The organism is Aureibacter tunicatorum (assembly GCF_036492635.1).
GTDB classification, from domain to species: Bacteria; Bacteroidota; Bacteroidia; order Cytophagales; family Cyclobacteriaceae; genus Aureibacter; species Aureibacter tunicatorum.
Window position 1 is genome coordinate 500,905 of the sequence record NZ_AP025306.1, and the last position, 19,299, is coordinate 520,203.

The 19,299-nt window shown below is 37.8% G+C and carries 18 protein-coding genes; 8 read left to right on the plus strand and 10 right to left on the minus strand.

Going from position 1 to position 19,299, the window contains the following annotated elements:
• Positions 1–69 precede the first annotated feature (69 nt).
• Positions 70–894 (minus strand): hypothetical protein, encoded by an 825-nt coding sequence (locus AABK36_RS22130; protein WP_309940942.1) that lies wholly within the window; start codon positions 892–894, stop codon positions 70–72.
• A 207-nt stretch (positions 895–1,101) separates the two neighbouring features.
• On the opposite strand from AABK36_RS22130, the gene AABK36_RS22135 reads away from it, so the two are divergent.
• Positions 1,102–2,487, plus strand: a complete 1,386-nt coding sequence (locus AABK36_RS22135; protein WP_309940940.1) for a serine hydrolase domain-containing protein — start codon at positions 1,102–1,104, stop codon at positions 2,485–2,487.
• Positions 2,488–2,538: 51 nt separating this feature from the next.
• Positions 2,539–4,962, plus strand: coding sequence for a protein kinase family protein (locus AABK36_RS22140; RefSeq protein ID WP_309940938.1), 2,424 nt, complete (start codon positions 2,539–2,541; stop codon positions 4,960–4,962).
• A 38-nt stretch (positions 4,963–5,000) separates the two neighbouring features.
• Here AABK36_RS22140 and AABK36_RS22145 read toward each other — a convergent pair whose 3' ends face one another.
• Entirely contained in the window at positions 5,001–5,858 is an 858-nt protein-coding gene (locus AABK36_RS22145; RefSeq protein ID WP_309940936.1) for a hypothetical protein, read from the minus strand.
• Positions 5,859–5,862: 4 nt separating this feature from the next.
• On the minus strand, positions 5,863–6,315 hold the full coding sequence (locus AABK36_RS22150) for a hypothetical protein (protein ID WP_309940934.1): 453 nt from the start codon (positions 6,313–6,315) through the stop codon (positions 5,863–5,865).
• Positions 6,316–6,601: 286 nt separating this feature from the next.
• On the opposite strand from AABK36_RS22150, the gene AABK36_RS22155 reads away from it, so the two are divergent.
• A complete protein-coding gene (locus AABK36_RS22155; protein ID WP_309940932.1) occupies positions 6,602–8,944 on the plus strand; it encodes an outer membrane beta-barrel protein in 2,343 nt (780 codons plus the stop codon).
• 54 nt (positions 8,945–8,998) lie between these two features.
• On the opposite strand, the gene AABK36_RS22160 is transcribed toward AABK36_RS22155, so the two are convergent.
• The gene (locus tag AABK36_RS22160; RefSeq protein ID WP_309940929.1) at positions 8,999–10,330 is read right to left on the minus strand and encodes a hypothetical protein; all 1,332 of its coding nucleotides are present in this window, start codon (positions 10,328–10,330) and stop codon (positions 8,999–9,001) included.
• Between the two features lie 54 nt (positions 10,331–10,384).
• On the opposite strand from AABK36_RS22160, the gene AABK36_RS22165 reads away from it, so the two are divergent.
• From AABK36_RS22165 to AABK36_RS22180, 4 genes are all read left to right on the plus strand, one after another.
• Positions 10,385–11,029 carry a Dph6-related ATP pyrophosphatase gene (locus tag AABK36_RS22165; protein ID WP_309940926.1) on the plus strand — a complete coding sequence of 215 codons (645 nt, stop codon included), beginning with the start codon at positions 10,385–10,387 and terminating at the stop codon, positions 11,027–11,029.
• Positions 11,030–11,034: 5 nt separating this feature from the next.
• The gene (locus tag AABK36_RS22170; RefSeq protein ID WP_309940923.1) at positions 11,035–11,391 is read left to right on the plus strand and encodes a DUF5522 domain-containing protein; all 357 of its coding nucleotides are present in this window, start codon (positions 11,035–11,037) and stop codon (positions 11,389–11,391) included.
• 69 nt (positions 11,392–11,460) lie between these two features.
• Positions 11,461–12,636, plus strand: coding sequence for a BamA/TamA family outer membrane protein (locus tag AABK36_RS22175; RefSeq protein ID WP_309940921.1), 1,176 nt, complete (start codon positions 11,461–11,463; stop codon positions 12,634–12,636).
• Between the two features lie 52 nt (positions 12,637–12,688).
• On the plus strand, positions 12,689–14,164 hold the full coding sequence (locus AABK36_RS22180; RefSeq protein ID WP_309940918.1) for a hypothetical protein: 1,476 nt from the start codon (positions 12,689–12,691) through the stop codon (positions 14,162–14,164).
• Here AABK36_RS22180 and AABK36_RS22185 read toward each other — a convergent pair whose 3' ends face one another.
• The 3 genes from AABK36_RS22185 to AABK36_RS22195 all read right to left on the minus strand — a co-directional run bounded on the left by AABK36_RS22185 (position 14,165) and on the right by AABK36_RS22195 (position 16,062).
• Positions 14,165–15,664, minus strand: coding sequence for a T3SS effector HopA1 family protein (locus AABK36_RS22185; protein WP_309940916.1), 1,500 nt, complete (start codon positions 15,662–15,664; stop codon positions 14,165–14,167).
• 122 nt (positions 15,665–15,786) lie between these two features.
• On the minus strand, positions 15,787–15,900 hold the full coding sequence (locus AABK36_RS22190; RefSeq protein ID WP_309940913.1) for a bacteriocin: 114 nt from the start codon (positions 15,898–15,900) through the stop codon (positions 15,787–15,789).
• Positions 15,901–15,930: 30 nt separating this feature from the next.
• On the minus strand, positions 15,931–16,062 hold the full coding sequence (locus AABK36_RS22195; RefSeq protein WP_309940909.1) for a hypothetical protein: 132 nt from the start codon (positions 16,060–16,062) through the stop codon (positions 15,931–15,933).
• 489 nt (positions 16,063–16,551) lie between these two features.
• On the opposite strand from AABK36_RS22195, the gene AABK36_RS22200 reads away from it, so the two are divergent.
• Complete coding sequence (locus tag AABK36_RS22200; protein ID WP_309940908.1) at positions 16,552–17,433, plus strand: DMT family transporter; 882 nt, start codon at positions 16,552–16,554, stop codon at positions 17,431–17,433.
• A 269-nt stretch (positions 17,434–17,702) separates the two neighbouring features.
• On the opposite strand, the gene AABK36_RS22205 is transcribed toward AABK36_RS22200, so the two are convergent.
• The 3 genes from AABK36_RS22205 to AABK36_RS22215 form a co-directional block, all read right to left on the minus strand.
• Positions 17,703–18,062 carry a CoA-binding protein gene (locus tag AABK36_RS22205; RefSeq protein WP_309940905.1) on the minus strand — a complete coding sequence of 120 codons (360 nt, stop codon included), beginning with the start codon at positions 18,060–18,062 and terminating at the stop codon, positions 17,703–17,705.
• 79 nt (positions 18,063–18,141) lie between these two features.
• Positions 18,142–18,483, minus strand: coding sequence for a cupin domain-containing protein (locus AABK36_RS22210; protein WP_309940903.1), 342 nt, complete (start codon positions 18,481–18,483; stop codon positions 18,142–18,144).
• Between the two features lie 81 nt (positions 18,484–18,564).
• On the minus strand, positions 18,565–19,254 hold the full coding sequence (locus tag AABK36_RS22215; protein ID WP_309940901.1) for a hypothetical protein: 690 nt from the start codon (positions 19,252–19,254) through the stop codon (positions 18,565–18,567).
• Between the last annotated feature and the right edge of the window lie 45 nt (positions 19,255–19,299).

Below are 19,299 nucleotides of genomic sequence, written 5' to 3' on the forward strand. Positions count from 1 at the left end.
ATGCTTTTGTTGATTAAGTTAAAAATTATGAGCAATCGTTATGGTTTCAATCATTAATGATTCAATAGTCTATTCACTATCGAAATTCGGTATTTTAACACCTGTTGGAATTTGTATATCTTCAAAAGACTCATTGTATTTAGAGTCTTTTGCATCGACTTTTACTGGTTGGAATTTTAGACCGCTAGCTTTGAGCATTCTTTTTTCTTCTAAGAATTTGGCCATATCGTAATTGATCACGGCTTCGCCCCTTTCAAGCTTGTAACCTGGTGCTAATACTTTGGCTTTGTTCCAATATAGTTTGGCTATTTCGGGTTTAAGAAAAAGAGCTTCGACAGTTTGTCCACTTTTGGTTTTCAATTCTTTGAGAACGTAGTCATCAGGTATTGTTTTGTCCACACGATATCTTCTGGTGTGTCTTTTCTGTTCGCCGACTAAATCAACATAATTCATGAAATTGTAGCTACGAGGTTTTGGAATGGAAGGCAATAAAGACTTAAAACTAGGTGGAGATGCGATAAAACTTCTTACGGCTCCCAAAGTTAGTCCGGCAGAGCTGGGAGCAGTGTACTCTTGGCTTTCTGATGAGGAATGCGGTATGATCGGTGTAGCTAGAGGAGGAGCTATCGAACTTTGGCCTATGAAGCTTCTAACATCATCGCCTTCGGGAATAAAGGACAAATCATATCCTTCTAGCGTATCCATGGATAATTCTGTTGCAGAGTTGGGTGGACTTTCTTGAGGGGAATTGATTTCTCGGATTGCCCTATCCATATCAAAATTTTCATACGTGCTAAGCAATTCATCTTCGTCTGGCGGCATTTTACTTGCGCCTGAACTTGCACTTGAATCTGCTTTATTTTTTGTTTTTGCCTTTTTTCCCGTCTCCCACATCTTCTCCCCTTTCAAGTTTCAACATTCATATTTCATTTTAGTTTTGCGAGTTATTTAGGCTTGGACTGCTCTGAATGGTTTGGGATATATTGAAAATAATAATCACATAACAATTTAATGTTAAGCAAGTACTATAAGAGGCCGCTGAATATAAATTATTAAGACTGATAGTGGGCTTAGTTTTACAGTTAGTAACATTTTATCGTAATGAAATATATATTGAAAATAAGTATTGTAGCTGTTTTTTTTCTTTTTTCTTGCAGTGAGAATGAAGATGCTTCTTCGCCTCCCTCCCCGCCTTCCCCTGAGCAAGCTCGTATCAATTTGACATCCGCATTTCAAGCTAAAAACTTCGCATCTGGTGTTTTTGTGTCAAAACGCTCTAAAGGCGATATAATTAGACAGGATTTTAAAGCCTTTCAATCGCTGGAGAATTCATATAATGTTGATGCGGGCATGGGTGAAGCTAATGTGCGTACAAGTTTAGGGAATTTGACAGCGAATAGAAGTGCTATTTTTCGAGAGGGCTTGGGTTGCACATTGTTGAATGTTGATGATGCCGGCGATTTGAGAATGCAATTTTCTCCTCAGCTTTATACGAGACAGGTCGATAATGAGAATTATTGGCCTGAAGGAGATAAAATATATGATCAGCCGATAAAGGGCATTGATGTAATGAAATTAAACAATGTGTTGGATGAAGCTTTTGTGGGTGGTGAAAGGCATGCCGTTGCGGTGGTTTATGATGGCCAACTTATCGCTGAGAAGTATGCTGAGGGTATTTCTAAACATACTAAACTTTTAGCTTGGTCGATGACAAAATCTTTGGAGGGAATGATATTGGGAGTTATGTCAAAGGAAGGTTTGATAAATAGCGGGGAACAATGCGGTTTTGAAGAATGGAAGAATGATGATAGAAAATATATTACGGTTGAAAATCTGGGGAGAATGACCAGCGGACTTGAGTGGAATGAAGGATATGGTGGATTGAGTGATATCACGGCCATGCTATATGAAAAGAATGATATGGCTCAATATGCTATTGACAAAAAGTTGAAAACTACTGTGGGCAATGTTTTTAATTATTCTTCAGGTAATGCGATGATTTTGTCAAGCTATATTAGAAGCAAATTTGCTACGCCTGCGGAGTATTTGGAATATGCGCAGCAAAAAATCTGCGAGCCATTAAATATTGAAGCTTTATTTGAAGTTGATCCTGCTGAAAATATGGTTTTGTCATCCTATGGCTGGTTGTGCGCTAGGGATTTGTTGCGAATCGGCTCTGTTTATATGAATAGTGGTGTTTATTTAGGGACTAGAATATTAACGGAAGATTGGGTTGAATTTTCCAAAAAGCCTACGAATGTTCTGCCTGACCCAGACTATGGTTTTTTGTTTTACCTCAATAGAAATCAACAAGTTTATAAAAGCGCTCCAGCTGATTTGTTTTATTTTTCGGGCTACAATGGGCAAAAGCTCTTGATGATTCCTTCCAAGAAGTTGATGGTTTGCCAATTTGGTGTGATACCTGAGCAATTCGCAGATGCTGAGACTGATGCTTTTTTGGAAAAAATACTTAGTTGCATTGATTAACAAAGTAATGAAATGAATCAATAAGTACTAACATAGTTGACTCAAAGCTTGATGACGAGGGTTTATGCAAGGGAAAATATATTTTTAGGTGGTCAAAGGCCATCTTCTCAAACGCTAGGCGTTGCTCGAGCTCCTTTGGCTATTGATTATGGATCAGCTCCACTTCAGGCATTATTTGCTAGAGATGAATACTTAGCTCAACAAGAGTCGAAAAAATCGCCTTACAAACACAATGTCTCAGATATTGCCAAACTTTTGGATAAATACCATAAGCTTGAAGGACAAGGCTCTTCATTATCCAAAGCGGAAAAGGTAAAAGCTCGATTGCTTTGGCTTTATGAGATGGAGATGCTGGCTAATGGCTGGAGCAATGAGAATAGCATCCCTTTTTCAGAGCGGTTTTGTTACCCCAATTTGCGCATGCAACAGACTCTTTTAAGAGAAGTTCAAGTTGAGCGTATAGAGTTGATGAAGCAAATTCGGGCTGATTCGAGCCTATCTCCAGCTTTTTCTCCTTACTATACACCTACTTCTTCATGGGGCAAGCGAGAGTTGGAGGAGAGAGAAGCTGAAAAAGTGATGAAGCCTGTTTGGGATTATTTGACTGGCGGCGGCATCAGGTGCGCTCATGATGTGAAGACATCCAATGAAGTGCTGGAAACAGAATTAATGGCAAATTTATCGGTGCTTATGCTGTCAAATACCGGGAAGGCCTTGCTAAAAAAAGTCTATGATGCTCAAAGGGTATTAGTGGACCCTTCGAAGCATAGAGGAGAAGATTATGCGAGAAGAAATCTTTTTTTAGTGAATAAGCCTATTCCAGAAATGATGGACAGTAAGAAAAAGGCATATGTCAGCGGGTCAAAAATGTATGCCGAATACGCTTATGACATGCCTTTTGCTTGGGAAACTGGAAGGTATATGTCTCCCAAACATCGTATGTTCAAGGATGCGAAAACACAAGAGAATATCAGGTTGGCGTTTAATCCTGCGTATTTGCAGTTAGCATCTGTGCTTGAAAGCTATCTGAATGATATGAAGGAAAATCAAGTTTTCAATGGCCCTTGGACTAGCGGCATGCATAAAAACATGAAATCTTGGCTTGTTGACGAAATGGGCTTGCCGAGTTTTGCCAAGTTGGACGCATTGCCTTTGATTGACACTTTGGTAAGCCAAGAAGAAGGAAAAAGCGAATGGATTATGATTGATTTGCCTGAAAGCGAGAGTTCTTCTTCAGGTGAAAGCGAACTGGAATTGACTTTGCCCACTGGCTTTGTAAAGGCTGGTACCGCTCCTCAGGAAACTCTGTTGAGTGGGTTTAGAACAAGAGATCTTGACCCGTTGACTGAAGGAAGTGAATCTGAGATTCAAAGGCCATTGAAAGAACCGGATATCACTAAGCCGGGTATAGTAAGAAGTTTTGATACGCCTTTGTTTGAGTGGAATGGGGCTAGCTCAAAAGAAAGCGGATTCAAAGGAGCTTTGGTAACAAGCCCTTTAGACAGTTTTGTGGGGGAAATTGAAGTAAGGTCTCCTCATCAAGGAAATAGGTCGGTAGTATTTTTCTTGAAAGATGAAGTTGGGAATGAATTGGTATTGAAATTTTTGAAGGAAGGATCGTTTTCGGAGGATGCGGCTAAAGAAGCGTTTGCGGCCAATTTTTTGAAAGCATTTGGAACACCTGCCTTGCAGTCACAATCATGCATATTGCTGGAGCCTAAAGCTCCTGAATGGGTTGAGTTGATAGCAAGATTGAAGCCTGGCGATAGCAGTAGAAAACTTGAATCAGAGTATAGAACTTCCCTTGCGAAGAGCTTGCCTTATATATTAGTAATGGAAAAAGCTGGCGGACATGTTTTGGATTTAAGGCATGTTAATTATGGAAATTCAAGAATTTTTATGCATAATATGGGCGAATTGTCGTTTTTTGAGTTGTTGATGGGGAATCATGATCGCGTGCTGTCGGGTATTTATATGATGAATATCCATTTTGAAGATCAATCGAATTTGGTTCATATCATAGATCACTTATTAAGCCCCGGAGGCATGTCCGCTTGTTTGGACTTTGCCCTGAATCAAGAGTCAAGCGTTTCGGGAGAATCAAGACGATACGGCGTGGATCCAAATTTTTCATCGAGACTAGCGGATAAATATGCGACGACTTTCACTAGGCTTTTCAGAGAGTTTTTGCGGCATGAAGACACCTCTTTGGCGCGAAGAGTGAAGTCCAAGTCAAATGCCAGGCCTGATAGAGTGCATTTTGCAAGTTGCAAGTATTTTGATTTGGGTTTTGTGAACGCTGCTTTGAGTTTTTTAAGAATGGAAGGTGAATTAGTGAAATTGACTCAACATGACTTTGGAGGCAAGGATGGTATGATTATGATGTTTTTAGAGATGTGTCGCCAAGTAAATGAAATTACTAGAAAGTACAAAGACAGGCTCAAAACGGAAATTGACTTCAGGTCGAAAATGTAATATAGTCCAACAAGTAGATGAGTCGGCAATATAAACATCTACAAGTAAAAGTTTTTTGTTGAAGCGGCTTTGCCATGCTTACCATGATAACTGTAAGGTGCTAGAGTATCAATGTAGTTGTCATCAGCAAACAGAGCTCTGATAACATCTTTGTATTCTTCATAAATGAATTTCTTGATTTGCTTAGGCAGACTGTCCAGTAGTATCAATTCATGATCATTTTTATGGGGATGAACGATCAAGATTTCCATTAGATCGTCGGACAACTCTGAATCGTCCAGCACGTTGATTTCGTAGTCTTGGATTTGATTATCATAATTCAAATATTTGTACATAAGCTTTACATCGCCTGATTTTATGCGATTTTTTTTATAACAAAGAATTGATAGTCTAAGGTTAAAATCTCCCAGCAATTTGTAAATTTTGCCTCTTTGGTAAAAGTGAGCGATTAGAAAGCCTAGAAATATCAGCCATGCAGGTCCCCAAATAAATATAAAAATAAATTGTTCGGTGGCCTCCATCCCTTTTATCTTGCTTATGGTAGGCCGCTCATGATTATAGAGCACTGTAATCTCTTCCCCAAAGTAAATTTCCTCTTTATTCCAATAATCATATGAATAGCCTAATAAGGGTTTGTCTAGACCAGGCACAGTATATAAAAATTCGTAATAGAAAAAATCATTGTTAACGATAATTTTTCCTTTGGTGGTTGGAGAGCTATTGCTTAGGTAAATGAGTCTTGACCAATCCGTTCGTTTGAATTTTTCATATTCCAATCCCATAGCAACAATTGCGAATACAGCCGCAAAGAAGATGTACTTTAAATTGGGGCCGGACAAGAATATTAAGCCCCTGAGAATATTGGGGCTTGACATTTGATTAAGTGTTTTGCGCATAAGCTTAAAGCTTTTTCTCAAATACTATTTTTATGCTATCATCATTGCTTTTTTCATGCTCATGGTTTTTACAGCAATCGTGATGATGGCCTTTTTTCTTTTTTTTCTTCTTCTTGTGATCATGATGATGCTTGTCGTGATGGTGTTTTTTAGGCTTTTTCTTTTTCTTGTAATGACCTTTGCAATGCTTCGAACAGCCTTTGTAGCAAATTTCTTTTTCATCCAAGATTTTGCCATCATCTCCAACTCTGACTTCCACATACACATCTCCTTTTTTCAGCACTATGCCGAAAAAATCGTTTTTTGTGTATTCCGTGGCTTTCATTACCTCGTAACTTTGATAATTGCTTTGAACTGCGGAGCTAACAATACTCGGCAATCCGCTGTAGTTATTTTGAGCTTTGCCAAATTGACATACAGCTATAAAAAATAGTAGTAGTATTAGTGATTTTTTCATGCGATTGATGTTAGTGCATATTTAAATTAGAAAAATAAGATCAAAAATAAAAAATTAGGGTGATTTTGTCTTTTTATACTCTGCTCGCAATAACTGATAATTAAATACTTTTTTAATTATGTGATTTTTTTGTCTTAGCAATAAAAATTTTGACTGATGCAATAAATGCCAAATTTATGTTGAATTTATGCTTGCTTCATGCAATAAATTGCAATCGAAGGCTTTATATATTAAATAAATTGAATTAACAATTTTTTATTATTTGAGCCTGTTATTATTTGGAAAAATGAAAAATAGAGTTTTTGTTCTGAATTTCGCAATGTTAACAGCATTGCTGTCTTTTTTTTCTATTCCCGCTTTCTCTCAAAACTTGGTCAGTGGCAAGCTAGTGGACTCCGATTCTGGTGAACCTGTTTCATTCGCTACAGTTGCGATTTATGATAATTCTGAACTGGATAAGCCTATTAGTTCGACTTATTCTGATTTTGATGGGAACTTTACCCTCAAGATTTCCATGTCAGGCACATATGAGTTATTTATTCAATCGATTGGATATGATCAGCTTCGAACAAAAGTCGTTGTTGATAATTCGTCAATGGACTTGAGCGAGATACGTTTGAAATCACAATCCACAATGCTTGAGGAAATTGTGGTAAAAGCGGACAAAGAGGATGTGCAGATGAATCCCGGAGCAATGACTTTCAATATGGATAATGCTCCTGGCGATGACTTGGAGCAAGTTGTTGGAAATTTTCCCGGAGTTGAAACTGACTTTGACGGGAATGTTTCTATAAGAGGAGCTATGGTTACATTTTTAGTCAATGGAGAGGATTCTGGAATGGAAAACCCTATGCAAGAAATACCGAAGGAGTCTATTGAGCGTATTGAGATGATGACGAATCCGCCTGTGGAATACGCTTCTTCAGGCCCTGTGATGAATATAATATTGAAGGATGGGGCTAAACTAGGCAGTAATATTCGCTTTGGAATGAATATGAGCAGTCCTATGAGAGCCAGAGCTTATGTCGGAGGAACTTATAGAAAGAACGATAAGCTTTCATTTAGTCCATGGGTGTATCACTATTCAGGCAAGGAAGAGTTTTTAACCAATGCTCAGAGAGAAAATTTTGGCGATAGATATATAGCCCAAGATCAATTTCAATCTTCCACCAATAGATTTACCAGCACAGGAGTAAGAGCGAATTTTAAGCCTAATGCTAATAATGACTTTACGGCTATTTTCAGATATGCGCCATCTTCCAGCGACAGAGACAATGAAGATGAAAATATCGTAAGCGATTATAATGAGGATAGAACATGGCTTTATACAAACTCATTGTCAAATAATGTGAACAGGAAAAAAGACGAGCTAAGAGCTGACCTTAGGTGGAAGAAACGCTTCTTTAGAGATGGCCAGTCGTTTTATTTTAGATATAATTGGAATGGTTTTACAGCGACACAAGATCAAAACCAGCGAAGCGATTATGATTATGCTAACCCTGATGACAATGTATTGCTGGACTATCGACAAGATAAAGAAACTAAGAATACGCACCATTCTATTAGCACAAACTATAAGCATCCGTTGTGGCAAGATGCTACATTGACCGCAGGTGGTTTTTTCAATTATAGAATTACTGAGGAAAACTCATTCAATAGGATGAGAACAAATGAAGGCGAATGGGTTGATAATCCATCCAGAGACCAAGATGCAACAACAGAGTATATCGCAACAGATATGTTTGTGTCGATCAAAGGACATTGGAATCAATGGAATTATTCCGCAGGTACTCGCTACAAAGTCGGAAGCAACAGAGTGTCCCAATGGATTTATGGCAAGGGTGTTTTTGATAACTTCAAGTCGAGTTTTTCAAATATGAATGCCAGAATTCAAGTAGGCTATAAATTTGATGATTCTGAAAATATTTCATTGACTTATAGGACCTCTGTGAGACCTCCTTCTACCGATCAATTGAACCCTTTTGTGGATGATTCTGATCCATTGAATGTGAGAATGGGTAACCCTGAGCTTGAGAATACGCAAACGCATTTCGCGGAGTTGGAATATCTTAAAGTGATGGAAGTTACTACTTTCAAGGGAAGCTTGTTTACGAGAAAAATCACGAACAGCATAGGCAGCGAACAGTGGGTTTCTGGAGATACGACAGTGACTTCCTTTATCAATATTGACGGTACGACTATCGTTGGTCTGAATACTTATTTCTCCGCCAATATCAACAGGCTAAAATTGACTGGGGATGCTTCCGTAACTTTTGAAAACATGCCCCAACGTGAGGAAGCATTTAATGAGAAACAAGTCTATTACTTTTTGAAAGGAAATGCTGAGTATAAATTTGACAATGGTTTCAAATTCTCTATCGCGGCTAGATATAATTCTTCCAAACTAACCAATAACACTGAAATTCAAGGCTATGGAACTATGGATGTCAATGTTCAAAAGATGTTTATGGATGGAAAGTTGAAAGTATATGCAAATGCTAGAGACGTATTTGATTCTGTAGAGCAGGATGGATTGACGCAAACAGATGATTTCATAAGAGATTATTACAACAAGCGACAGACAAAGTTCTATACTTTAGGCTTTACTTATTATATCAATGGAATCTAGAGTTGGAGAAGGCAAATAAGTCTTATGGTTCATTCATGGTTGTTTTGAATGAGCCTAGTATTCCCCTAGAGACCGTCCGTTAAGTGCTGATATGTATGAAAATGATTCTAGAGCGAATGAATGCCACCTTTTAAGCGGCAGTTTGTTGGCTTGCGCGCCTCTGAATTCAAAAATTCCACCTTCAATGCCATTGCCAACTAGTTCGGTTTTTTTGCCGAGGTATCCCATGGATAGATTGCCTGGAAATTCGGACATTCTGTCTCTGCCTTTAGGAATGTCCATAATCCATTCGTATCTGCTGGTTGGAAATTCTTCAACGGAAGGGTTGTCGCTATAAATGTCTTTTTGTATGCCTCTTTCAATTACGGACTCAAATGGGTCATATTCTTTGTATCCACCGGCCGCTCCAATAACTAAATCCAACCATTTTTCAGGTTCAGCCCTAAGAGCTTCTTGTTCTTCGCTTGGTAACAAATTGAACAAACCGCCAAAATCAGTTCTGGCCATAATAACATCGGCAATGATTTTTGGATATTCCACTGCCAAGTTTGCTTTTGTGAGATCGTCATATTGACTATAAGACCTGTCAAGAAGACCGATTTGGCCTCTGCCGGCTTCAAGGTAAGATACCATGATAGTAAGCAGTCCGTGCATTTCTGGACTTATTTGAGCTCTGCCTAAGTTGTTTATAACTTTCGCTCCGGCTTTGGCAAAATGTCTCAATGAGCTCATCAGTTCTTTTGGCGCTTGAGTGGAAGCATTTGAAGCGGTCAGCAAATAAGGAAGTTTTGATAAATCAAGGCCTGAAGTTATCTGAGGCCCTGCTCCCAATTCAGCATCATTAGGATATACGACAAATTGAGAATCCTCCATTAGTCCTGTAGCTTCACTAAGTAAAAAAGACCTTCGGTGAGAGAACTTTAAAAGCTCTGCCCCTATTCCGACCATATCCGACATTACTTTGTTGAGCTTGACAAGGCCTAAAGGCGTTTCATCAAGAGGCGGATAAATAATGAATTCGATTTCAGATCTGTCATTTTCCGCTTTGTCGGCTTCTAGCTTAAAGCCATCGTGACTTCCTACTCCTATGGGGTCTCTTTTTTTCAATGGAGTTCGTTTGATATAATCCCGTCCTCTTGGACCAGTCTGTATTTCCTCTTTCGATACTTTCCACCCAGTTTCAAATTCGAATCCGACTTTTCTTTGGATGATATCGGAATCGTGTTCTCCATTGAAGAATTGCACAGGAGGTTGAATGGATTCTTGAGAGTCCGATAATGCGGTTGATTTAGCAATTGATTGCGTGCGATTTGATCTTTTTCTTTGGCTGACTGAATTTTTTGATGATAGTCTGTACGAAGAATGCATTTCGGGCTTTTTGAACATAATTATTAACCGTTAATGGGTAAATTTGTTGCATAGACTTTTTTAAACAGAGATATGAAAAAATGCATCGCATCATGGAGCGGAGGAAAGGATAGTTGTTTCGCATTGGTCAAGGCAATACAGAATGGATATGAAGCTGTCGGTTTATTGAATATGATGAATGAGAATGGACAAATATCACGATCGCATGCTATTCCGGGAGAGGTATTGGAACGACAAGCAGCAGTTTTGGAGCTTCCGATTTATAAAGTGCCTTCAACTTGGGGTGATTATGAAAGCAAATATATAAAGGAATTAAAGGATATTAAATCCGAGAACTATTATGAGACTGTTGTATTTGGCGATATCGACTTGGAACCGCACAGAGAGTGGGAAGAAAAAGTTTCTGCTCAGGCCGATGTAGTCGCTTATCTTCCTTTATGGTTGAAAGACAGAAAAGAGTTGGTATATGAAATGATCGATTCCGGAGTGGAAGCTATTATTGTTTCATGCAATACGGACTTGGGAATTGATTTTTTAGGAAGAAAAATCACAAGAGAATTGGTTAGCGAGCTAGAGGCAAGAGGCGTGGACGCTTGTGGTGAAAATGGAGAATACCATACTTTAGTGGTTAATGCACCTATATTCAAGAAGAAAATTGATGTTTCTTTTGGAGAAAAGCTTGTGCATGGAAATTATTGTTTTATTGAAATGTTTTGATGAAAATGAGTGAAAAGCAATGTCCATCATGCGGAAGCAGTTTTGGTTGCCAGACTTGTGGCAGTAGTTCTTGTTGGTGTGCTGACTATCCATCAATCTTGCCTTGTGATCCGAATGCCAAATGTCTATGTCCTGTATGCATGAAAACGAGGATTATAGAAAGAGCCAATGAGCTTACGTTAAAAGCTAAAGAGAGTATTGAAAATCATGCGTTGATACCACCGTTAACCGAAGGGTATAGGCCAATAGAAGGCTTGGACTATAATATAGATAATGTTGGAAGATTTGTATTTACGAGTTGGTATCTGCTTAGAAGAAAATTTTGTTGTGGTAATGGTTGTAAAGCTTGTCCTTATCCTTGATTTTTAGACGCTTGTTGAAAATTTTCAGATAAGTAATTATTTTGACTAAATATGTATTAAATTTGCAGAATGAAGAGATATTTTATCTTTGTTTTGCTTTCTATATTTTGGTCATTCAATAGTTCATTCGCGCAATTTGGAAGCTCCAATGTTGATACAGATTCTACTCAGCAAGAGATGAATTTTGTGAGCAATACCATTACCAATGTGATGGACTTGATGACCTATGAAAAAGGAAGGTTTTCCTTTGGAATTTTTCCAGTAATGGATTATGAAGAATATAAGGGTGTTGAGATAGGCTTAATGCCTGTTTTTCGATTCGCGCCAAAAGATACTGTTTCTCAAGGGAGATTTTACCGGCCGACGACAATAATGCCTCAATTTTCTTTTTCCACCAAAGGACAAGTTAATATAGAGACGGATTTTGTGTCATTCATCAAGGGAAAATGGAGCATTGTGAGCCGTTTGAATTATTTGAAATATCAAGATGTTTTTTACGGAGTAGGAGATCCTTTGGAAGAAGAAGAAAGGTCGACTTATAACACAGAACGCTTTTTTTGGTACCTAGAGTTGTTGAGAAATATCAATGATGTGTTTTTTGTCGGAGTGAAGGCCGATATGATGTATGCTCGTCATTTTGATGTGACTGGCGGAAGTTTCAATCAGGACATTGTAGGTTTTGAAGAAGGCGCTGCTTTGGGAGTTGGGCCTACGATTAAATTTGATACTCGGGATAATACGCTTTATCCTACAAATGGAAGTTTGTTGAGTGTTTCAGCTATTTTTTACGATAAAGCATTAGGAAGCGATTTTGATTTTCAGTCCTATAATTTGGATATGAGAAAATATGTGACGTTGAAGGAGGATAAAACCATTTTAGCCATCCAAGGAGTTGTGAATTCAACACAAGGCGATGCTCCTTTTTATAAATTGCCAAGGTTTGGAGGAAGCAGGGGAATGAGAGGCATATCGCATCCAGCCAAATACGCGGATAAAAATAATTTTTTCACACAGGCTGAAATAAGACAGCATTTATGGTGGCGATTTTCAGCCGCGGCCTTTGTCGGGATCGGTAATACGTCTGAGAAGTTCGATCATAATCTGTTCAATGATATCAAAACCGTATATGGTTTTGGAGGGCGTTTTCAGTTATTGCCTAATGATAAAATCAATTTTAGAGCGGATATGGGCTTCGGACCTAATGGCGATCGAGCATTTTATTTTTCGGTGACGGAAGCATTTTAGACAGAGCTAAGCTGTAACAAGATGTGAGATGCTTTGTTTACTTGTGCAGTAGATGAGGGATTTTCAATACATAAAAGGACTCAGGTCCAATATCAAATCGAATACGCGTGAAAGGAGTATCGACAAAGTCCCTCCTTCCTTTAAGATGCCTTTGCAATGCATGCGGCTTGACATACCTTCGGATGAATGGTATGCTTCTTACGTTAGGAATCCTGATTATAAAAGAAGGTTTGACCATTGCGCTTCACGGCGTGGCATTTTATTGCCATCCGGTTCCGATTATCCACATCTGACGATAGATTATGATTCGAAGACTTCTGTTGACAATCATAAATTTGTGAGTTTGAGCGTATCGGAAATTCACTATAGCCCATCAAGGGACGCCTCTCGATATGTGTTTGTCGAGGATCCTTTGCATAAGGTTTTCTATCCCGACGAGAAAACGGCTCAATTACCCGATCTAGCCTTAGTAATGCAGCGTTCTTCTCAATGGTTGCGAAAAGCGGGTATTCCTTTAGTCATTGATTCAAAGACAAAGCTTTCAGCCAAGCATAAACCTAAGGAAGAATCTTGTAGCACATTATCTTCGATGGATCTTGTTGACGAGATGGAAGGTTTAACGTTGGAATCTTCAAGTACAGTATTAAAGTCCAAACCAAGCAAAAAGAAGAAGAAAAAACACGCTGGTCAAATAAAGGTGGATGATTATTTGGATCCAGAGTATTGGGAACGAGATATTGGCTTTATTGATATTCCCGCTTTGGCGGGGCTCTCAAAATTCGCCGATATACCTGATCGATCATATGAAAGATCATTTGTGCCATTAGTTGGTAAATTCGATGCTCAAACGACCAATATCGTTAGCAAAAGCTATGAAAGATTCATGGCATGCAAGAAGAAAAATGAAGCGGAAATACGGAGATGTCTTTATCATCCGGAAAAGTTGCAATCTGATGCCCAAATGCTTAAGCTTTTTGATGCGATTAAAGAATCTTACGAGCCTCCTAAAATACCAAAGTGGAATTCATTTTCCCTTCAAGATGTTATTCCATATGGAATGGACCGTATGAAGCAATCAGGCTTGGACGATTTATTTTTGAATACTTGCATTAAACTGAGTTTGACGAAAACACCCATTTTGCTTACTGAATTGCAAAGTGAGGAGGCTTATGTACAGGCCTTTACTTTGGGCAATTTCTTATTTGTCATGGCTGAAAAAAGAGGCGATATCCATTTTCAAAATTTAGCTAAAGTTTGGATGGAGCAAGTCGATGCAACTTGGCATGGTGTTCCGGAACAATACCACTTGGCTCATGGTGTTAAGGAATACGAATGGGACAAGTTGGATGAAGTTTTCGCTTTTTTTGAATCTTATTGGGATCAGATGTTGGGTTATTTTCTTCATATGAGAAGAAAACTATTAACCTTAGTTAATCAATATTTTACATTGAGCAAGGAAAAAAAGCTTGCATTGAATCAGAGAACTTTTGGTGAATGGGATGAAGTCGAAAGCGCAATATTTGAATGATTAATGAGTGTTGAGATGAGGAGACTGTGGGTTTACTCTTGCGTCTTCCAGTTTACGCGTGTATCTAATGAAAAGCTCTTCAAATGATTCGGGCATTTTTTCTCCAAGCGTTTCAGCTAGCAAATATGCTCTTAGGGATTGATTGGAGCTTCTGAAGTTATGATGAGGTTCTGTAGCTCTCCCATTGGGGTTTCTTAGAACTCCACTTTCTGACAGTCTTTCCATGTCATCTTCGAGATTGATGCCGTATACTTTCATGGTAAGTCGTGAGAGTTCTTCCAAACTATCAATTGGCAGGCCTTGAGAAGCATGTTCTGGAAGACCGACCCATAATCTTTCAAGCTCAGGCCTTGCAAATGGAGACATGAATGCTTTCATCATTTTAGATGCTCCAGTCATGTGAAGAGGATTTGTTTTTTCTCTGATAGCTTGCCATTTCTCTTCCGAAGCTCCTTGAAGAGTTTTTTTCCCGAGATCGTATCCAGATAGAGGATCCTCCCCCCAGGATATTCCAGGCATGAGTATTTGTGTTGAGGGCATTACGCTTTCAAACAGCCATTTGTCGCTTTTCGTAGAGAAGAAACTTTCTAGATCAGACAAAATACGATCAAGGTCATGGTCATGTAATGGATAAAGTACGATTACGTCTTTTACTAAGTAGGATTGTTGAGCCGTGCTTACTTTGAAGACCTCCAATAAATTTAGCTCCTTCATAAGATGCTGATAGAGATAGGCCGTGATAGGCTCAAGAAATTCAGTTCTTGCGTTTAAGTAAATTTTTAATTTGCTTCTCTTTCCTTCTTCCTGCTCTTCTTTTTTGTCATTGCTCACATGATAGTAGCCTTGTTCATGGGATGCAAACAGTTTTGGCAGTGTTGCGTCAACGGATATTTTTTCCCCTGATCGCATCTGTTGGTAATAGAGTTCTTTTACGTCAAGATTTAATAAGCATTTAGCTAAAATTCTTTGAAAGTCTTCAGGGGCAGCTTTCGCTTCGCTATGGGCAAAGGCTGTTGTGAGCTGTTGCTTGAACTTCGCTTTTTTATAGCAGTACTCATGAAGAGATTCTTTGATAGCTAGAGGCGATTTTTGATATTCCAGCCATGTCCATTTAAGCCAGCTTACCATGCTTGTAAAGCTATAATAATCTTTGGGAAGCATCCAACCAGGCTTATCCATCATTTTAGATGCATTGATGGCATATGCTTCGCCATTATAGATGATTTTCACCCATGTTTCGCTTGGCGCGAAGGCAGGGTTTGCTGTTTCTTTGAAATCAACGATAACGGGTGTATTTTTCCTGACTGGAAATGTCCTGTAGTTTTCAATTTCTCCTATTTTGTCCCAAGGGCATATCTGAGCTTCTTCAGCGATAAGCCCGCTATCAAACATCGCTTGAATTGGGAATTCAGTTTGCGGAGCTATTTTGCCAATAGAAAATCGCCTGGAGTTTGTCACACGGACGTTCTTCGTTGTGGATTTTTGGTCGTAACAGCCCATTGCATAATATTCGGAGAATCGGTTAGTATATAACCAAATGACTGTTTGAATGTTTTAGGGCTGCGATTTCAGGCGTCCCCGACCTCGCAGCTTTTTTGTAAAAACGCTTAAGCGACTTTTTACTAGAATAAACTTCTTACGAATAATCCTAGCACATAGCCGATAGCGTATCCGATTTGATCGATGATTGATCCACCGCTGATAGCCGTTAGTTCTGCTGTTGATAGTTCTTGCATGACTGTAAGTTTTAATGGTTTGAAATAAAATTATCTTCTTCTTAGACCGTCAATGAACCCATTAAGCAATCCTCCGAAGAATTCTTTGATGCCGTCCCATACTTCGCCGATCGTAACGCCACCATTGATTGAGAGTAATTCTGCTGTTGTTAAATCTTGCATTGTTCTGAAATTTAAAAGTTGAAAATTATAATAAAACCTATAGGTTCTTGAGAAAAGGTAAAATGCGTGCTATCAACATGCATTTATTAATGTTATTGGATTTGTTTCAATGAGCATTATGTCTTATTTGACATAGAGTTTATGTATGCAAATATATTATAATTGAGTTATAAGGTGTTGAATTGAATTACATTTCTTTTTTTGTGAGTTTTAGTAAATTTAATTGCATTTAAATAATTGAGATGTATTAAAATGTGATTTTTATTTAATTATATATATATGATGTTGTCAATGTGTATTTATTTTTGCTTGGATAAAATCACATGATTGAAAACTTAAATTATATAAATAGTTAAAATTTAAGATGCGTTGAATAAAAGTGATTCAATGAGCTTCAGCTGAAAATTCTTTTTAATAAATAAATGAGCTTCTCTATACAATTTTATATCCAATTGAAGCGTCTGTTTGAAAATGGATATGGTAATTTATATGAAGAAGAAATATAATATCGGAGCGTTTTATGTGATGTTATCATCAGTATTGTTTGGTTTGATGCCTTATTTTGCGAAGACTCTTTATTCAACTGGAGCTACCCCTCAAGCAGTTTTAGCTTATAGGTTTTTTTTGGGAGCTTTGTTAGCTTTGGGCTGGATTAGATGTAAGAAGATAGATTTGAGAATTGACAGATCGTCTTTGATTAGGATTTTTATTATCGCTTTGGTAGGTATGTGCTTGACTACTTCAATGTTGTTCATGAGCTTTCAATATGTTTCATCGGGCCTGGCCATGGCTTTGCACTTTGCTTATCCCGCTTTTACTGTTTTGATATCTGTAATGTTGTTTAGACTCAAGTTTACATTAAGAAAGGCGGCATCAGTAGCTTTGTCAATGATAGGTATTGTATTGATTTCCGAATTGTCATTTGAAAGCAATAGTCTTAAAGGAATGGCTTTGGCAATACTCTCAGCTGTGACATACGCGATTTATATTATTTCAATCACGCATCATAAGTTGCGAAATTTGGAGACTTCGATTATCAATTTCTATATGTTTGGATTCTCCTCAATAATTTTGAGTTTATGGGCTTACTTTGACGGTGGATTTTTTACACCGAGTAGTGGAGAAGAGTATTTCGCATTGGGCGGCTTAGCATTTGTTTCAACATTTATTGCGATTATGCTATTTGCCAAAGGAGCTCAATTGATAGGAGCTTCAGATGCTTCCTTGTTGAGCACGATGGAGCCAATCACAAGTATAATACTTGGTGTGATTTTCTTCGGTGAATTGCTTAAGCCAGTACATTTGATAGGCGTTGTTTTGATTATTTTATCTATAATATTAGTCGCTAAAGCAAAGAAAGTCGCTGAATGACTTAAATATTTTGTTTTTTGGACGATATGGACTTTGGAATAACCAAGGAAAATGCCTCAAGAAAATAAAAGAAGGGTTTGGCAATCTAAAAGAGATTTAAGGCAATGATAATGTAGAGCTTAAGAAGGTGGAGTCCAATGGAAATGCCACATCAGACGACGTGTTGTAAAAGCATCGTTTTTCTCAACTAGGCTTTTCAAAATTATATCGTTTGATTAAGCTTATCATTGCCATTATTATGTTGATTTATCTTAATGAAATACTTCTTTTTAGTATTGATCATATTGTCCAGTACGCAAGAGTACCAATGTGCAAGCTCTTTGAGTTATGATGCCATGATCTTGGGCTATCATTTCTAACTTGATATTCTCCGAGCCGGGGTTGAAAATTATGCGTTTGGGTTTGCGCGCTATGATTTCATTCAGCCATTTTTCTTGATGAAAAGGGTTTAGATATAGCGTTATTGTATCGATTTCTCCTTCAGGCAATTGTGACAAGATGTTAGCAGCTCCGATTTTTCCGTCTTTTATGCCAACAGGAAAAGCTTTATAGTTATACGATTGCAACAAAATTGTCGCTTGATACGCATACCTGTCAGGGTTGGGGCTTGCTCCTAGTATGATGTGCATTTTTTTTGCTTGCAAGTTACTTAGAATGTGGAATTAAAGTAGCATGCTCGCTAATAATTTAGTGAGCATGCTTTATGCTTTATGAGTTTGCAACATCTTTTACGCGATTGACGAAGTCATTTTTTGAAAGGCTTAATCTTATAATGCTGTTTTCCAAAGCTCTCAAGTCATGTGGTGTATTTGAAGCTAATGAAAGAATATCTCCTTTTTCGATAACTTTGATTTTTCCATTGACACCAAACTCGATTTTGCCTTCGAAAAGTTCTACAGTAATTTGATAAGAGGTTTTGTGCTCTTTCATAATTTGGCCTGATTTCATGAGAATTCTGACTTCTTTGGACACTTCGTTTTCAAAAAGAAGACTTACCGCAGGTTTGTTGTCATTGTATTCCAGGTTTTTAATCAGTGATGCTTGTTCCATAGTTTTTTAATGCAATTATAGCATCCAGATAATATTAATCATATGTTTTCAATCATAAGGTTGATTTTCGAGCATTGGACGTTATAATATTTCTTTTTTCTTGGCGATGCCAATTTTCAATCCTAGTTGCAGTGATGGAACAAAAGTATCGTCTCTATAAGTTAAACTTCCTATATTGATCTCGGGGTTTATGTTATAGTTTTCCTTGTAAGTTTCGATTTTGTACCTTAAGCCCAATCCTGTATAAAATTTGACGTTTATCAAGTGTTTATGCGAGAGATTAATTTGAGCGTTAGTACCTATAATTACTTTTAGTCCTGTGACATTATTTCTTTGAGTACGTCTATAATCAAGATTTTGTTCGTCATTATGAAATAGTTTGTCATTCATCCAATAATAGCGATTGAATACCTCAAACCCTAGAAAAAACTTTCTGGGAGGAGTGGATATAAAGTATAGTGTAGGCGCTACTGAGATATATAAAGCTTGAAGATTAGGGTCTAGCATGTAAGAGTTTTCAATGAATATATAATCTCCATGATAAGATGTATTTTCATCATATTTTGCTATTTTATAGCCTAATGAGTATTCCACTGAGAAATTGTCTTTGTGGAAATGTTCATAGCTAAGAATTATTTCCTTAAGAAGCAATTGCGTAGGGTTGATGTATATGCCATTGTCATAGACTGGATTATTCTCATTTTGCTGCCCGAAACTTTGAATAGAAACAAATATTAGCGATAATAAAAAGAATGTTTTTGGTAATTTCATTATTTGATTTTGTTTAACTTCAAACTTAATCAAAAAGAATTCATT